Source organism: Telluria mixta (assembly GCF_029223865.1).
GTDB classification, from domain to species: Bacteria; Pseudomonadota; Gammaproteobacteria; order Burkholderiales; family Burkholderiaceae_D; genus Telluria; species Telluria mixta.
The window spans coordinates 1,776,889-1,792,951 of sequence record NZ_CP119520.1 but is presented as its reverse complement, the minus strand read 5'-3'; the positions used below and the strand labels follow the sequence as shown (position 1 = coordinate 1,792,951).

Annotated in this window: 16 protein-coding genes; 8 read left to right on the top strand and 8 right to left on the bottom strand. The window is 66.2% G+C overall.

Annotated elements, in window-relative coordinates:
- The first annotated feature begins 13 nt into the window (after nt 1-13).
- From gspL to P0M04_RS07860, 7 genes are read left to right on the top strand one after another with little or no spacing between them, the layout of a single operon-like run.
- Nucleotides 14-1,225, top strand: coding sequence for a type II secretion system protein GspL (gene gspL, locus P0M04_RS07890; RefSeq protein ID WP_259448348.1), 1,212 nt, complete (start codon nt 14-16; stop codon nt 1,223-1,225).
- The gene (locus P0M04_RS07885) at nt 1,222-1,740 is read left to right on the top strand and encodes a type II secretion system protein M (protein WP_259448347.1); all 519 of its coding nucleotides are present in this window, start codon (nt 1,222-1,224) and stop codon (nt 1,738-1,740) included. Before gspL ends, P0M04_RS07885 begins: the two co-directional genes overlap by 4 nt.
- Nucleotides 1,737-2,510, top strand: a complete 774-nt coding sequence (gene gspN, locus P0M04_RS07880) for a type II secretion system protein N (protein WP_259448346.1) — start codon at nt 1,737-1,739, stop codon at nt 2,508-2,510. Before P0M04_RS07885 ends, gspN begins: the two co-directional genes overlap by 4 nt.
- On the top strand, nt 2,510-4,867 hold the full coding sequence (gene gspD / locus P0M04_RS07875) for a type II secretion system secretin GspD (protein ID WP_259448345.1): 2,358 nt from the start codon (nt 2,510-2,512) through the stop codon (nt 4,865-4,867). The genes gspN and gspD overlap by 1 nt, the downstream gene beginning before the upstream one ends.
- A 6-nt stretch (nt 4,868-4,873) precedes the next feature.
- Nucleotides 4,874-6,298, top strand: a complete 1,425-nt coding sequence (gene gspE / locus P0M04_RS07870) for a type II secretion system ATPase GspE (protein ID WP_259448344.1) — start codon at nt 4,874-4,876, stop codon at nt 6,296-6,298.
- Between the two features lie 3 nt (nt 6,299-6,301).
- Nucleotides 6,302-7,522 carry a type II secretion system inner membrane protein GspF gene (gene gspF, locus P0M04_RS07865; protein ID WP_259448343.1) on the top strand — a complete coding sequence of 407 codons (1,221 nt, stop codon included), beginning with the start codon at nt 6,302-6,304 and terminating at the stop codon, nt 7,520-7,522.
- A gap of 11 nt (nt 7,523-7,533) precedes the next feature.
- Nucleotides 7,534-8,262 carry a type II secretion system protein N gene (locus P0M04_RS07860; RefSeq protein ID WP_259448342.1) on the top strand — a complete coding sequence of 243 codons (729 nt, stop codon included), beginning with the start codon at nt 7,534-7,536 and terminating at the stop codon, nt 8,260-8,262.
- A 27-nt stretch (nt 8,263-8,289) separates the two neighbouring features.
- Here the strand turns inward: P0M04_RS07860 and P0M04_RS07855 are convergent, their stop codons facing one another.
- Nucleotides 8,290-9,021: a helix-turn-helix domain-containing protein gene (locus P0M04_RS07855; RefSeq protein ID WP_091668409.1), complete on the bottom strand. Its 732-nt coding sequence runs from the start codon at nt 9,019-9,021 to the stop codon at nt 8,290-8,292.
- Nucleotides 9,022-9,225: 204 nt separating this feature from the next.
- Here P0M04_RS07855 and P0M04_RS07850 point away from each other — a divergent pair, with 204 nt between their 5' ends.
- Nucleotides 9,226-9,618: a cupin domain-containing protein gene (locus P0M04_RS07850; RefSeq protein ID WP_259448341.1), complete on the top strand. Its 393-nt coding sequence runs from the start codon at nt 9,226-9,228 to the stop codon at nt 9,616-9,618.
- 8 nt (nt 9,619-9,626) lie between these two features.
- On the opposite strand, the gene P0M04_RS07845 is transcribed toward P0M04_RS07850, so the two are convergent.
- The 7 genes from P0M04_RS07845 to xerC form a co-directional block, all read right to left on the bottom strand.
- Nucleotides 9,627-9,824, bottom strand: coding sequence for a hypothetical protein (locus P0M04_RS07845; RefSeq protein ID WP_259448340.1), 198 nt, complete (start codon nt 9,822-9,824; stop codon nt 9,627-9,629).
- A gap of 23 nt (nt 9,825-9,847) precedes the next feature.
- Nucleotides 9,848-11,182 (bottom strand): ATP-dependent protease ATPase subunit HslU, encoded by a 1,335-nt coding sequence (hslU, locus tag P0M04_RS07840; RefSeq protein ID WP_259448339.1) that lies wholly within the window; start codon nt 11,180-11,182, stop codon nt 9,848-9,850.
- Between the two features lie 37 nt (nt 11,183-11,219).
- The gene (gene hslV, locus P0M04_RS07835; protein WP_036231052.1) at nt 11,220-11,756 is read right to left on the bottom strand and encodes an ATP-dependent protease subunit HslV; all 537 of its coding nucleotides are present in this window, start codon (nt 11,754-11,756) and stop codon (nt 11,220-11,222) included.
- Between the two features lie 78 nt (nt 11,757-11,834).
- Nucleotides 11,835-13,136, bottom strand: a complete 1,302-nt coding sequence (locus P0M04_RS07830; protein ID WP_259448338.1) for a hypothetical protein — start codon at nt 13,134-13,136, stop codon at nt 11,835-11,837.
- Nucleotides 13,137-13,359: 223 nt separating this feature from the next.
- Complete coding sequence (gene dksA / locus P0M04_RS07825) at nt 13,360-13,812, bottom strand: RNA polymerase-binding protein DksA (RefSeq protein ID WP_056134490.1); 453 nt, start codon at nt 13,810-13,812, stop codon at nt 13,360-13,362.
- Between the two features lie 151 nt (nt 13,813-13,963).
- The gene (locus P0M04_RS07820; protein ID WP_259448337.1) at nt 13,964-15,013 is read right to left on the bottom strand and encodes a CobW family GTP-binding protein; all 1,050 of its coding nucleotides are present in this window, start codon (nt 15,011-15,013) and stop codon (nt 13,964-13,966) included.
- A gap of 111 nt (nt 15,014-15,124) precedes the next feature.
- On the bottom strand, nt 15,125-16,063 hold the full coding sequence (gene xerC, locus P0M04_RS07815; protein ID WP_259448336.1) for a tyrosine recombinase XerC: 939 nt from the start codon (nt 16,061-16,063) through the stop codon (nt 15,125-15,127).

Sequence of the window (16,063 nt, the reverse complement as noted above, 5' to 3'; positions counted from 1 at the left end):
AAAGCGAGACAGTTTGAGCACACTTTATATCCGGCATCCTGCGCGTGCCGAAGGTGAACATGCGTTGTGCCGCTTCGCCCTCGTCACCGATGGCGGCGCGATCGACCAGCATGGCGAAGGGCCGCTGCGCAACCTGGGCGACCTGGTCGGCACGAGCCGCCGCATCGTGTTGCTGCTCGCCGCGACCGACGTCAACCTGCTGCAGGTGCAGGCGCCGCCGCTGTCCGGCGCGCGCCTGAAAGCGGCGCTGCCGGCCCTCGTCGAAGAACACATCCTGGGCGATCCGATGGATGCCATCCTCGTGGCCGCGCCCGAGCAGCCCGACGGCACGCGGCCCATCGCCGTCGTCGAACGCGACTGGCTGGAAGGCATCGTGAAAAGCCTGCTGGCGCAGGGCGCGCGCACCATCATGGCCGAGCCCGCGCAACTGTGTTTGCCTTTGCAGCCGGGCAGTGTCGCGGCCGCCATTTCCGGTGTTGAACTGACCTTGCGCCAGAGCCTGTTCCAGGGCTTCGGCCTCGCGCTCGACGCCACGCCGGCCGTCGTGCTGCAGACGGCGCGCGCCTTCAGCGGCGACGCCCCGCTCGTGCTGTACGTGCCGCCCGCGCAACTGGGCGAATACCAGGCGCTGGCGCAGGAAGCCGGTCCCGGCATCCTGATTGAGGCCGATAACTGGACGCACTGGATCGCCGGTTCCAAGACGACCGCACTGGACATCGTGAGCGGCCTCGGCGCGGCGGGGGCGCCTACGCGCGACTGGCGCCGCTGGCGCTGGCCGATCGCGCTGGGCGCGCTGGCGATCGCCGTCAACCTGATCGGGCTGAATGTCGACTGGCTGCGCCTGCGCCGCGAAGCCAACACGGTCCGCCAGTCGATGATCCAGACGTTCCGCAGCGTGTATCCGCGCGAGACGGCGATCCTCGATCCGGTGCTGCAGATGCGCCAGAACATTTCCCGCGCGCGCGCCAGCACGGGCGACGTGGCGCCCGACGAATTCACCTACCTCGCGTCGGCGCTGGGCGAAGCGACACGCGCGCTCGGCCGTCCGGTTGGACTTGTATCAATTGAATACCGCGAACGCGCGTTGACCGTCAAAGTCAAACCCGAAACGGTCGACCCCGGTTTGACCGGGCAGTTGCGCACGGCCCTGGCCACGCGCCGGCTCACGCTGGAAGAAGCCGCGCCGGGCAACTGGGTCATCCGCAGCACGGGAGCCAAACCATGAGTATCGCCACCACCTTCGCCCAGTACCGCGAGCGCGCTACGGCGCTCTGGCTCGCGCGCACCGAGCAGGAACGCCGCTTCCTGGCGGTCGGCGGCGCCGTCGTGCTGGCCGCGCTCCTGTACCTGCTGCTCATCGACCCGGCCATCGAAGGACGCGCCCAGCTGCGCCGCCAGTTGCCGCAACTGCGCCAGCAGGCCGCCGAACTGCAGGCCATGGCCCAGGAAGCGAGCACGCTGGCGCAGGCGCCGGAAACGCACGTCGTGCCGCTCACGCGCGAAACCGTCAGCAGCAGCCTGTCGGGGCGCGGCCTGAATCCGCAATCGCTGTCGATGAACGGCGAGTACATCAAGCTGCAGTTGAATAACGTGGCGTTCGCCAACCTGGCCACGTGGCTGGACGAGCAGCGCCGCGCCAACCGCTTGCTGGTGCAGGACGCCGTCGTCACGTCGTTGCCCGCCGCCGGCCAGGTCGACGCCAGCCTGACGCTGCGCCAGAACACCGGCAGCGGCCAATGAGGCGCACGTTTGCGTGGATCGCGCTGCCGACGCTCGCGGTGATCCTGACGGTGCTGGCGTTCCTGCCGGCCGCGTGGCTCGCACCGATGGTCGAACGGCAGACGGATGGCCGTTTGACTCTGGGGGATGCGCAGGGTACGCTTTGGCGCGGCTCAGCCTTTGTGGGCGGCGCGCCGGGCGCGGGCGGTTCCGTCACGCCGCTGCTGCCGGGACGTTTTTCGTGGCGGCTGTCGCCGCTGGTGCTGTTCGGGGATGTCAGCATGGACCTGGCCAACGACCAGGCGCTGGCGCAGCCCGTGCACATCAGCGGCAGCTGGTCGCAATGGCAGGTCAGCGCCGGCCAGCTGCTGTTGCCGGCCGAAGGCCTGGCCGGGCTGGGTGCGCCTTTGAACACGCTTGCGCTCACGGGCACGATCAAGCTGTCCTGGAACCTGCTGGACATCGCGCGCCAAGGCAATACGGTGGCGGTGAGCGGACACACGGTGCTGTCGCTGACCGACATGGGATCGCGCATGAGCCCGATCAAACCACTCGGCACCTACGAGATGGCCATGGACTGGCACGGCCAGCGGGCCGATGTGGTGCTGCGGACGGTGAGCGGCGCGCTCTTGTTGTCTGGTAATGGAGCATTGGAAAACGGCCGCCTGCACTTCTCGGGACAGGCAGCGGCGGCCGACAAGTACGAAGACACGCTGGGCAACCTGCTCAACCTGCTGGGTCAACGGCGTATGGTGAACGGCAAGAACATAATCGCGTTAGAGTTCAGATGATGAAAAAAAATCCAACCCGCAGCATCCAGCAACTCCCGGCACTGCGCCGCATCGTGGCCGGCGCCATGCTCTGCTGCACCGTCGGAACCAGCGTCCTGCCACCGTTCGCCTATGCCCAGGATGGTGGTGGTAGTGGCGCCGCGCTCAACTTCGTCAACGCCGACATGGAGTCCGTGATCAAGGCGGTCGGCCATTACACGGGGACGACGTTCATCATCGACCCGCGCGTGAAAGGCACACTGACGCTGGTCTCGGAAAAGACATTGACCCGCGCCCAGGCCTTCTCGCTGCTGACCTCGGCACTGCGCCTGCAGGGCTATGCGGTCGTCACGGGCGACGGCTACGCGAAAGTGGTGCCGGAAGCGGAAGCGAAGCTGCAATCGTCGCCCACGCAGGTCGGCACCGGCGGCTCGCGGGTCAAGGGTGACCAGATCGCCACGCAGGTCTACCGCCTGCAGCACGAGTCCGCCGCCAACCTGACGGCCGTGCTGCGTCCGCTGATCTCGCCCAACAACTCGATCATGGCCGATCCGGGCAACAACAGCCTCGTGATCACCGACTACGCCGACAACCTGCGCCGCCTGTCGAAGATCATCGCCGCGCTCGACTCGCCGGCCACCGGCGACCTCGACGTGGTCCCGATCCGCAACGGCATCGCCAGCGACGTCGCCACGCTCGTCACGCGCCTGATGGAACCGGCCGCCGGCGGCGATGCGGGCCGCGTCACCGTGCTGGCCGATCCGCGCACCAATGCCGTGATCGTGCGCGCGCCGTCGCCGGCCCGCGCGAGCATGGCCAAGAACCTGATTGCCAAGCTCGACCAGCCGACGACGGAACTCGGCAACATCCACGTGGTCTACCTGAAGAACGCCGACGCCAGCAAGGTCGCGCAGACGCTGCGCGCCGTCGTGTCGCAGGATGCGTCGGCCGTGCCGGTGCAGCAGCAGGGCACGTCGGGCGGGTCGATCCAGTCCACCGCCACGGGCGGCACGGGCACCGGCGCCGGCTCGCTCGGCGGCCAGCAGGGCCAGAGCAGCGTGGGCGCGGGCGGCACGGGTGGCTCGTTCTCGCAGCAGGGCCAGGCGACGTCCGGCGGCGCCGGCGGCGGCCAGGGTTCCGGCTTCATCCAGGCCGATGCGTCGACCAACAGCCTCATCATCACGGCGCCGGACGCCGTGTACCGCAACCTGCGTTCCGTCATCGATCAGCTCGACGTGCGCCGCGCCCAGGTCTACATCGAGGCGCTGGTGGTCGAGGTGACGTCGACCGATGCGTCCGAGTTCGGCGTGCAGTGGGTGGGCCTGACCGGCAACAACAACAGCAGCTACCGCGTCGGCGGCCTGCAGTCGTTCAGTCTCGGCGGCAGCAACAATAACATCGTCAACCTGGCGCTGGCCGCGGCGACGGGCATCAGCGGCGCGTCCGGTACGACCACCGGCAGCTCGATCCCGACGCCGACCGGCCTGTCGATCGGCCTGTTCAAGCAGGTGAACGGCGAGCTGGGCCTGGGCGCGATCGCGCATGCCCTTGAAAGTACGGGACACGCCAACATCTTGTCCACACCGAACATGATCACGCTGGATAACGAACTGGCGACGATCAAGGTCGGTCAGAACATACCGATCATCACCGGTTCCTTTACGACGGGCGCGAGCGGGGCAAGCAATCCGTTCCAGACGGTCGACCGCAAGGACGTGGGCCTGCTGCTCAAAGTGCGCCCGCAGATTTCCGAAGGCGGTACGATCAAGCTGGCGATCTACCACGAGAATTCGGGGATCGACAATTCCGTCAGCTCGGCGTCGGGGATCGTGACCACCGTCCGCGCGATCGAGAGCAACGTGTTGGCCGACAATGGCCAGATCGTCGTGCTGGGCGGGCTGATCTCGGACGACGAATCCGAGAACAACGAAAAGACGCGTGGACTGGGCGACATTCCGATCATTGGCAACCTGTTCAAGTACCGCACCCGCACGCGCGCCAAACGTAACCTGATGGTGTTCCTGCGCCCGGTCGTCGTGCGCAGCAAGGAACAGAACGACAACCTGTCGATGGACCGCTACGAATTCATGCGCGCTGCCGGCCAGACGGCGCAACCGGTCGACGACACCGTGCTGCTGAAGAATCTCGGCGCACCGGTGCTGCCGAGCCTGGTCAATGGCCAGCCGCCCGTGGGCAGCGCGATGGCGACGATGCCGCCGCCGGCACCGGCCACTGCGCGTCCGGGCGCCGCCACCGGGCCGGTCACGACGCAACCCAGGGCGCCGGCCCAGCCGGAGTTCCGCCCGGTGCAACCTGCGCAACCTGCGCAACCTGCGCAACCTGAATACCGGCCGGCGACACCGACCCAACAGAACTGACAGACGATGAATAACTTGTTGCCCTTCGCGTTCGCCCGAGATTACGGCGTGCTGGCGCGTTCCAACGGCGACCCGTCGCAAGCCGTCGAAGTGCTGGTCTCGAACGCGACCAAGCCGGCGGCCATCGCCGAGGTCTCACGCCGCTTCGGACGCATCACCCTGCGGCGGATGGAACGCGCCGAACTGGAATCGGCCATCGCCGCCGCCTACCAGTCGGCTGGCGGCGACGCGTCGCAGGTCGCGGACGAGTTCGACGCCGACCTCGACCTGACCAAGCTGTTGCAGGATGTGCCCGCGATCGAAGACCTGCTGGAATCGTCCGACGATGCGCCGGTGATCCGCATGATCAACGCGCTGCTCACGCAATCGCTGCGCGAAGGCGCGTCCGACATCCACATCGAACCGTTCGAGCAGACGTCCGTCGTGCGCTTCCGCATCGACGGCGCGCTGCGCGACATCGTGCGTCCGCGCAAGGGCATCCACGCCTCGCTGATCTCGCGTATCAAGATCATGTCGCAGCTCGACATCGCGGAAAAACGCTTGCCGCAGGACGGTCGCATCACCTTGCGCATCGGCGGCAAGCCCGTCGACGTGCGCGTCTCGACCCTGCCGACCGGCCATGGCGAGCGCGCGGTGCTGCGTCTGCTCGACAAGGAAGCGGGCCGCCTCGACCTCAGCCACCTGGGCATGAGCGGGCAGATGCTGCCGCAGTTCGACAAGCTGATCAACCAGCCGCACGGCATCGTGCTCGTCACGGGCCCGACCGGTTCCGGCAAGACGACCACCTTGTATGCGTCGCTGTCGCGCCTGAATTCGACGACCACCAACATCATGACGGTGGAAGACCCGATCGAATACGACCTGCCCGGCATCGGCCAGACGCAGGTCAACGCCCGCATCGACATGACGTTCGGCAAGGCCCTGCGCGCGATCCTGCGCCAGGACCCGGACGTGATCATGATCGGCGAGATCCGCGACCTCGAAACGGCCCAGATCGCCGTGCAGGCGTCGCTGACGGGCCACCTGGTGCTCGCGACCCTGCACACGAACGATGCCGCGTCGGCCGTGACCCGCCTGCTGGACATGGGGATCGAACCGTTCCTGCTGTCGTCGTCGCTGCTGGGCGTGATGGCCCAGCGCCTCGTGCGCAAGCTGTGCCCGCACTGCAAGCGCCAGGAAGCGGGGCAGTGGGTGGCGGTCGGGTGCGACCGCTGCGGCCACACGGGCTTCCACGGCCGCGTGGGCGTGTACGAGCTGCTCGAGACGAACGAACAGATCCGTTCGCAGATCCACAACCAGGCCGCCGAGGCCGAGATCCGCAACGCGGCCCTGAAATCGGGCATGAAGACCATGCACGACGACGGCCAACGGTGGGTGCAGGAAGGCATCACGACGGAAGCCGAACTGCTGCGTGTGACGAAGGTGGATTGATCGATGCCCGCCTTCCGCTATGAAGCCGTCGACACGGGCGGCGTCACCCGCAAGGGCGTCCTGAACGCCGACAGCCCGCGTGCCGCGCGCGCCGACCTGCGCCTGCAGGGATTGACGCCGCTCGCCGTCGAGGCCATCGCGGCCCAGGTCGACGAGAGCGGGGCGGCGCGTGCGCGCGGCTTCGGCGAACGGCTGTCCCAGGTCGAGCTCGCCCTGTTCACGCGCCAGCTCGCGAGCCTGCTGGAAGCGGGCCTGCCACTCGAACAAGCCTTCACGGCCCTGCTGGAACAGGCCGAGCGCGCCTATGTGCGCGACCTGATCGCGTCGATCCGGTCCGAAGTGATGGGCGGCGCGTCGTTCTCCAGCGCACTGGCGCGCCATCCGCGCGACTTCGCAGAGATCTATCGGGCCCTCGTCGCGTCCGGCGAACAGATCGGCCAGCTGTCGCGCGTGCTGTCGCGCCTGGCGGACTACATCGAACGCCGCAACGCCCTCGTGCAGCGCGTGCGCCTCGCGTTCACGTATCCGGCCATCGTCACCGTCGTCGCGTTCGCGATCGTGATCTTCCTGCTGACGTACGTCGTGCCGCAGATCGTCTCCGTGTTTGCCAACACCAAGCAGAAACTGCCGTTCCTGACCGTCCTCATGCTCGGCGTGTCGAACTTTACACGCGCCTACGGGATCTATGTGGCATTGGTCGTCATCGCGGCGTGGTACGCGTGGCGCCGCGCCCTGCGCAACCCCGTGCTCAAGCGCCGCTGGCATACGTGGCTGCTGAACGCGCCCGTGTACGGCAAGTTCGAGCGCAGCCTGAACACGACCCGTTTCGCAAGCACGCTGGCGATCACGACCGGTTCGGGCGTGCCCATCCTGCGCGCGCTCGAGACGAGCCGCGACACGCTGTCGAACGTGGCGATGAAAGAACTGGTGGAGCAGGCGACGGCCAGCGTGCGCGAAGGCGTGAGCCTGGCGCGGGCGCTGTCGGCCCAGAAGCTGTTCCCGCCCATGCTCGTGCACATGATCCGCGCGGGCGAGATCACGGGCGAGTTGCCGGCGATGCTCGAACGGGCGTCGAATTCGCAGCAGGCCGACCTCGAACGGCGGACATTAACCATCGCCGGCCTGCTGGAGCCGGTGCTGATCCTGGCCATGGGCCTCGTCGTGCTATTGATCGTGCTGGCGGTGCTGATGCCGATCATTGAAATCAACCAGTTGGTGCAGTGACAAGGAAACTGATGAACAAGCGCTTGCCTTTACTCCTGAGCCTGCTGGGCGTGATCCTGCTGGCCGTGTCGCTCGCGTACTGGATCCTGCAGCTGTACCAGCCGCCCCAGCGCCCGATCGCGGCGGTGCCGCAGGCCGCCATGCCCGACCCGGCCATCGATGCTGCCGCCACGCTGTTCGGCGGCCAGGTCTCGGTGGCAAGCGCGACCAATTACCAGCTGACGGGCGTCGTGGCGGATGGGAACAGCAGCGTGGCGATCATCGTCGCCGAAGGAGCGCCGCCGAAGGCGCTGCGGGTCGGCAAGGAGCTGGCGCCCGGCATCACGCTGGCGGAAGTCCATCCGCGCTATGTGATGCTGTCCGACGGCGGCGTCATGAAGCGCGTCGACCTGGCGACGGATACCAAGCCCGCGGCGGCTATGGGTGGCGCGCCCGGTGGGGTGCCGCCCAGCGGGATGCCCGGTGGGGCGCAGCCGGGTGGCATGCCGCAGCAGAATTTCCCGCAACCCCAGCAGATCACGACGGCACCGGCCGCGTCGCCGGTGCAGGCCGTGCCTGAGCCGCCGATGGCGCCGGGTGCCGTCCAGCAGCAGCCGCAGCAGCAGCCGTCAATGACGAACCCGGGCGACGTCGGTACGCACGACAATCCCCCGCCCGCGAATCCGAACCCGATCAATCCGCCGCAGAACGGTCAGCAGATGCCACCGCAAAATCCGGCCGGCCAGATGAATACGCAATAAAAATCGCAGTAAAAATCACAGCAGGATTCAGCGCCGCAGCGCGGTGAACGCGGAAAATTCCCACGAACGGAAACCGACCAGCAACGTAAAACCGTCGCGCTCCTGCGGGGGCAGGCGGCGGTCGTTGCGGTGCATGCGCGCGAGTTCTCCGGCCAGTTGATGGATCTTTTCCGCCAGCTCGGCGGCGCTTGCCAGCGACAGGCGTGCGGGCAGGCACATCAAGGTTTCGCCAGCACCGTCGAAGTTACCGGCAAAATAATCCTCGACGACGTGCGCACGGAAGAAGCGCTGCACCGGCCCATCCGGCAGCCAGCGGAACGCGTTCGAAACCCGCAGCGTGTAGCGGTTCAGCGGCTTCAATTCGATCACGCCGAGGCGGTCGAGTTCCACCAGCAAGCCGATGCATTCGGGTTCGCTCAAACGATAGGTTTCCACCATCTGCTCCAGGCTCCAGTGCCCCAGGCAGCAGATCGCCACGAGCAGCAGGCGCGGGTTGGCGACCAGCGCCGTTTCCTGGATGAGCGTCAAGGTGTCGGCCTGCGGCCGCGCATCGGCCGCGCGCCGCAGCACGTCTTCCATGGCGATGCCGGCCGCCTGGCAGATCTGGGCCAGGCGCGACAATGTCATGTCCTTCTGGCCGAACATGCGCTTGATACTCGATTCGCTCATCGCGATGCGGTCGGCCAGCATCTTGTAGGTGATCCCGGCGGCGCGCAATTCGGCGCGCAGCACGTCCAGCAGCATGTCGGGGGAGCTCATGGTTGTGGTCGGTTCTCTGTTTTCGTTCGTCAACTCGGCCTGACGAATGTACAGAAGAAGGCAGGGCAGTTCAAGAAATGTCGAGTCCACCTGGCCACGACCGCCTGATGAGGTCGGTCAGCGTTATGATACGCATCAGTTCAGGCGCGAACGTCCGTGTCGCCGCCGCTACGCCGGTGTCCAATCGATACCAAGGGAGAGCTTATGAAAACGGTGACCGTGATCACGCTGGCGTTATTGGGCGCGGCTGCATGTTCTCAAGTGACTGCGCAAGTGCCGGGCGTGCGCCGCACCGACCTGCTCAAGCATGACAGCGTGGTGTCGGGACGCGAAGTCGTCGAGGTGCGCGTCGAGGTCGACCCCGGCCGTGGCGTGCCCAGGCATACGCATCCGGGCGATGAAGTGCTTTATGTTGTGGAAGGCACGCTGGAGTACATGCCCGACGGCAAAGCGCCGGTGACGCTCAAGGCCGGGCAATCCATCTTCATCCCGGCCGGAACTATCCATGCGGCCAGGAACCCCGGCACAGTGCCAGGGGCGGGCATCGCCACCTATTTCGTCGAGAAGGGCAAGCCGCTGATTATGCCGGCAAAGTAGGAGCCCGATCAGTCCTCGTCCGGCTCCAGCTTGACCTTCTTGAGCGCACGCTTGGCGGCCAGCCGTTCGCTGGCCTCGGGTTTCGCATGCGCCCCGGCCGTGCGCGCCTTGGCGAAGCCGGCGAACGGGTTGCGGGGTTTGATCGGCGGCGCCGGCTCGACACGCAGCCGCATCTTTTGCCGGGTTGCCAGTGCCTTGTTTGCCATCGCCGCCTCTCCTTTGCTATGCGTTACAGGACGTAGCGCGACAGGTCTTCGTTGACCGCCAGCGCATCCAGCCGTTCGTTGACGTAGGCCGCGTCGATGACGAGCGCCTGGCCCGACTTGTCGGTGGCCGAGTACGAGATCTCTTCCAGCAGCTTTTCCATCACCGTGTAGAGGCGGCGCGCGCCGATGTTCTCGGTGCGCTCATTGACGGAATACGCGATCTCGGCCAGGCGATGGATGCCGTCGTCGGCGAACTCGAGTTTGACGCCTTCCGTCGCCAGCAGGGCCTCGTACTGCTTGGTGAGGCTCGCGTCCGTCGAGGTCAGGATGCTCTTGAAATCCTCGATCGACAGCGATTCCAGTTCGACGCGGATCGGGAAGCGGCCCTGCAGCTCGGGGATCAGGTCCGACGGTTTCGACAGGTGGAACGCGCCCGACGCGATGAACAGGATGTGGTCCGTCTTGATCATGCCGTACTTCGTGTTCACCGTCGTGCCTTCGACGAGCGGCAGCAGGTCGCGCTGCACGCCCGCGCGCGAGACGTCGGCGCCGCCGTGTTCCGAACGCGACGCGATCTTGTCGACCTCGTCCAGGAACACGATGCCGTTCTGCTCGACGTTGGCGATGGCCTTCTGCTTCATCTCGTCTTCGTTGATGAGCTTGGCGGCTTCCTCGTCGACGAGCAGCTTCATCGCCTCCTTCACCTTCATCTTGCGGGGCTTCTTGCGGCCACCGCCGACGCCGGCGAACATCGACTTGATCTGTTCCGTCATTTCTTCCATGCCCGGCGGCGCCATGATTTCCATCTGCGGCGAGGCCTCGGCGACGTCGATCTCGACTTCCTTGTCGTCCAGGGCACCTTCGCGCAGGCGCTTGCGGAACGTCTGGCGCGTGGCATCGCCGCCATCCTTGGCGTCGCTGCTGACGTTGAAGCCGAAGTCGCGCGCCGGCGGCACGAGGATGTCGATGATGCGGTCCTCGGCCGCGTCCTCGGCGCGCTGGCGCACCTTCTTCATTTCGCTGGCGCGGGTCTGCTTGATGCCGATGTCGATCAGGTCGCGGATGATGGTGTCGACGTCGCGGCCGACATAGCCGACCTCGGTGAACTTGGTCGCCTCGACCTTGATGAACGGCGCGTCGGCCAGCTTGGCCAGGCGGCGCGCGATCTCGGTCTTGCCGACGCCCGTCGGGCCGATCATGAGGATGTTCTTTGGGGTGATCTCGTGGCGCAGCGGTTCCTCGACCTGCTGGCGGCGCCAGCGGTTACGCAGCGCGATCGACACGGCGCGCTTGGCTTTACCCTGGCCGACGACGTGCTTGTCGAGTTCCGAGACGATTTCGGACGGAGTCATGTTCATATGTGTGCTCATGTAGGCTTTCGTGCTTGAGAGGCCGTTATTCCAGCGTCTCGATGATGTGCGACATGTTCGTATAGATGCACAGTTCGCCGGCGATGGTCAGCGCTTTCTTGACCACGTCGGCCGGGGCGAGATCCGTGTTTTCCTGCAGGGCCTTGGCGGCCGACTGGGCATAGATGCCGCCCGAGCCGATCGCGCCGATGCCGTCTTCCGGTTCGAGCACGTCGCCGTTGCCGGTGATGATCAGGGTCTTTTCGCGGTCGGCCACCAGCAGCATGGCCTCCAGGCGGCGCAGCACGCGGTCGGTGCGCCAGTCCTTGGCCAGTTCGACCGAGGCGCGCAGCAGATTGCCCTGGTGTTTTTCCAGTTTCGCTTCGAAGCGGTCGAGCAGGGTGAAGGCGTCGGCCGTGCCGCCGGCAAAGCCGCACAGCACCTTGTTCTGGTAGAGCTTGCGCACCTTGCGCGCCGAGCCCTTCATGACGACGTTGCCCAGGGTGACTTGTCCATCGCCGCCGAGCGCGACCTGGTTGCCGCGCCGTACGCTGACGATCGTCGTGCCGTGAAATTGTTCCATATTTGCCTCGTGGTTGATCTGCTCACCGCAAGTGGGGATGCGAGATGAAATTGCAAGACTGAACCGTATACGGCGGTCTCAGTACTTGTGGGCGTACAGGCGTACCTGGTCGCCGACGCCGAGCAGGCGCAGCAGGGCAACAACGAGATGGTTCAGGTCGCGCAGCACGACCTCGCGCCCGTCCTGGGCCAGGGCGTGCAGATGGGCGGCGAGGGCGTTCGCGGCCGTGTAATCGATGCGTGCGAGCCGCGAGCCGTCCAGCACGAGCACCGGGTGGAGCGCCGCATGGCCGGCGATGGCGGCCAGCAGCGGTGCGCTGTCGCCCCGGATCACGGCCGGCAGCAGGAAGCGGTCGCCCGCCGTCGCCGGATCGGCCGCCAGGCTCGTCGCAGCGTGTCTGGGCGCTTCGAACGATGGCGGCGACACTTCGAAGGTGACGCAATAATCCATCGCGGTCTCCTCGAAATCCTTTTCGCGGTTCGTCAGCAGCAGCAGTTCCAGCAGCAGCAGCCAGGGCGCCTCTCCCGCGCCGCGGTCGCCGATCGCCAGCATCGGGCGCAGCACCGCAACGAGGTGGTCGGCACCTGCCAGCACCAGTTCGCGTCCCGCCTTGCGCAGCGCCTGCAGCGCGTCCAGCAGCAGGGTACAGCCCGGCGCCGTCACCGCCGTGATCGCCTGGAATTCGAACCGGACCAGCGGACCGGGCGCGGCTGCGCGGGCGAGTTGTGCCCGGGCGAGCGGACCGTCGTCCAGGCGGCCGGACAGGGTCGCCGTCGGGATCGCCCCGGCAAACTGGCGGTCGGGCGCGTGGGATGTGTCCGCCACCGGGCGATACGTGGGCGGCGACGTCTCGAACTGGCTGGCGTAGTCGATCGCAATGCTTTCGAACTCGTGTTCGAGGCCCATGATCTGGACCAGGTCGAACAGCATCCACCACGGCAGGCGCTCGCCGCCCTGGTCGCGCACGCTGGTGCGCAGCAGGAGGGCGGCCGCGTCGAGCTGGTCGTTGGCGTACAGGATGGCCGCTTCCTCGACGACGGGCGCGCTGGACGGGGTCGCGGCCGCGTCCGGCATTTCATCCGGACCCGGCAGGAGGTCCGTGTCCTGGTCAGGCGGCGGCGCGCCGGCGGCCGCGGGTGGACGCCGGGTGCCGGCCCAGGCATCGTCGTCGAAGATGGCGGAGGTCATCTCCAGTTCGATCGCGTCGATCTTGGCCGCGGTGGCGCGGGCGATTTCACGCTGGCGTTCGCGTTCCGCCTCGGTATCGAGCGCGAGCCGGGTAACGGGGCCGGCCGCGAGCGGATTGTCCGCGCGCGAGCGGACGTCCGCACCCGCAAGCGGTGCGTCGCCTTTTTTCTTCAGGAAATCGAAGAGCCCCATCCCATCCTTGTCTGCCCGAGCAGCAGTCGTTAGCCGGTCGAGACATTAGCATGGCGGCGCGGACGGCGTGGTGCGCACGCCTGAGCTGCGTCAAGTCGACGGCGATCCTTCAAGTGTATCCGATAGGAAATAATTCGTGCGCACGAACCCAGAGCCAACATCGGCCCCAAAAACAAAAAAGCATGCGGCGGGCGCATGCTTTTTCATCGGGAGCGTACAGCGATCAGTCACCGTACAGTTTCTGCTTCAGCTCGCGGCGTTGCTGGGCTTCCAGCGACAGCGTCGCGGTCGGACGGGCGATCAGACGGGGGATGCCGATCGGTTCGCCGGTTTCCTCGCACCAGCCGTATTCGCCGGACTCGATCGAGGCCAGCGATTGCTGGACCTTCTTGAGCAGCTTGCGCTCGCGGTCGCGGGTACGCAGTTCCAGCGCGTGCTCTTCCTCGATGGTGGCACGGTCGGCCGGATCGGGAACGAGTACCGTTTCGCGCAGGTGTTCCGTCGTTTCGCCCGCGTTTTTCAGCAGTTCCTTCTCGAGTTCCTGCAGGCGGTTCTTGAAGAACGCCAGCTGGGCCGGGTTCATGTAGTCGTCGTCGCTCATGGCCCGAATTTCTTCTTCCGTCAGGAGGCGTTCTTCGGGCTGCGCAACGGTATTCGGTTTCGTTGTTTTAGTCATGACTTCACTTACCTTTGATACGACAGAGTTTCCATTTTATCAGCTAACTCAGCGGTTACCATTGCTTCGGTGTGCGCCGGGCGAGCTGCCGTGACCGTTGTTCAGTCGTTCAACCACAGGGTGCATGAGAGCACCATAGAACCGGGGTAGTTTATACCAAACACTGTTCCAATCCGCGAATAAAGACATCTTTCGGTAAATTTTTACCAATAAACACCATCTTGCTGCCGCGCGCTTCGCCATCCGCCCACTTTGCACCGAGGTCGCTGCCCATGATTTGATGCACGCCTTGGAAGACGACCTTGCGATCCGCGCCGGCCATCGACAGCACACCCTTATAACGCAGCATGTTCGGCCCGAACACTTGGACCATGCTGCCGAGGAATTGATCCAGACGTTCGGGGTCGAAAGCACGGTCGCTCTTGAACACGAACGCGGCGATGTCGTCGCTGTGGTGGCCATGATGGTGGTCGTGGCTGTGGTCGCACGCTTCCGTGTGCACGTGATCATGGTCGTGGTCGTGACCATGCTCGTGCGCCTCTTCCGTCGTGAGGAAGGCGGGGTCCAGCTCCAGCTTGTCGTTCAGGTTGAAGCCGCGCAGGTCGAGCACGTCGCTGATCGGGGCGCGGCCGAAATCTGACGTGCTGATCGGTGCACGTGGATTGATGCGGCGGATGCGCGCCTTCAGCTCCTCGACGGTGGCGGCATCCACGAGGTCGGTCTTGGACAGCAGGATCTTGTCGGCAAAACCCACCTGGCGCTGGGCTTCCTCGTGGCGGTCCAGCTGGTCCATGGCGTGACGGGCGTCCACGACGGTGACGACGGCGTCGAGCAGGTAGTGCGCGCCGACTTCCTCGTCGACGAAGAACGTCTGGGCCACCGGGCCCGGGTTCGCGAGGCCGGTCGTCTCGATGACGACGCGGTCGAAGTTGATCTCGCCGGCTTCGCGCTTGCGTGCCAGGTTCGTCAGGGCGACGATCAGGTCGCCGCGCACGGTGCAGCAGATGCAGCCATTGTTCATTTCGACGATCTGCTCGCTCGGGTCCTGCACGAGGATTTCGTTGTCGATATTTTCCTGGCCAAACTCGTTTTCGATGACGGCGATGCGCAGGCCGTGCTCCTCCTGCAGGATGCGGTTGAGCAACGTGGTTTTGCCGGCGCCGAGGAAGCCGGTGAGGATGGTGCTTGGGATCAATTCCATATGTCGCTGTCCAATGGTGTGCGCCGTTCCGGCCGCAGGGAATCGGAAGATTATGCCGGAATTTGCGAATCGTCACCACCCGGCATGCCGCGCCTGCCTGCGCTGGAGCACTTACTTTCGCTTTGCGCGCGGATGGGCCCGGTCGTAGACGGCCGCGAGGTGCTGGAAGTCGAGCGACGTATAGATCTGGGTCGAGGTGATGCTGGCGTGGCCCAGCAATTCCTGCACGGCGCGCAGGTCGCCCGAGGATTGCAGCACGTGCGAGGCGAACGAGTGGCGCAGCACGTGCGGGTGCACGTGGACCGGCATGCCGGCCCGCTGCGCATGGGCTTTCAGACGGTACTGCACGACGCGCGGGCTGATGCGCGTGTCGCGCGCCGACAGGAACAGGGCAGCGCTGCCGTCGCGCGCCGGCGGGCGCACCGCAAGCCACGCTTCGAGCGCCGTGCGCGCCGGTCCGCCGACGGGGACGCGGCGCATCTTGTTGCCCTTGCCGGTGACGACCACTTCCTGCGCGTCGAGTTCCAGCCAGCCGAGCGAGGCCGGCTGGCCATCCCGGGCGGGGACGTGGTGGACGTCGAGCCCGGCCAGTTCGGACACGCGCAGGCCGCTCGAGTACAGCAGTTCGAACATCGCGCGGTCGCACAGCTCGGCCGGTTCGGGGTGTCCGGACGTCGTCTTTTCCATGAGCTGGACGGCATCGTCGACGGCAAGTGCCTTGGGCAGTCGCTTGGGCCGGCGCGGCGCGCGCACCCCGTCGGCCGGGTTGGCGGCCAGCGGGCGCTGGCGCGACAGCCAGTCGAAGAAGCCGCGCCAGCCGGACAGCTTGCGCGCGATCGAGGCGGCGCTTTGCCCCTCGGCGTGCAGTTTCGCCGTGACGCGGCGGATGTCGAAATGGGTCAGCGTTGCCCAGTCGGCCTGGCCGGTGAGCCGGGCCAGTTCGGCCAGGTCGCGGCCGTAGGCGGCAATTGTGTGGTCGGACAGCTGGCGCTGCGTTTTCAGCTCCGCCAGGTAGCGGCCGGTCCAGTCGTCGGCGGCCGGGGTGTCCAT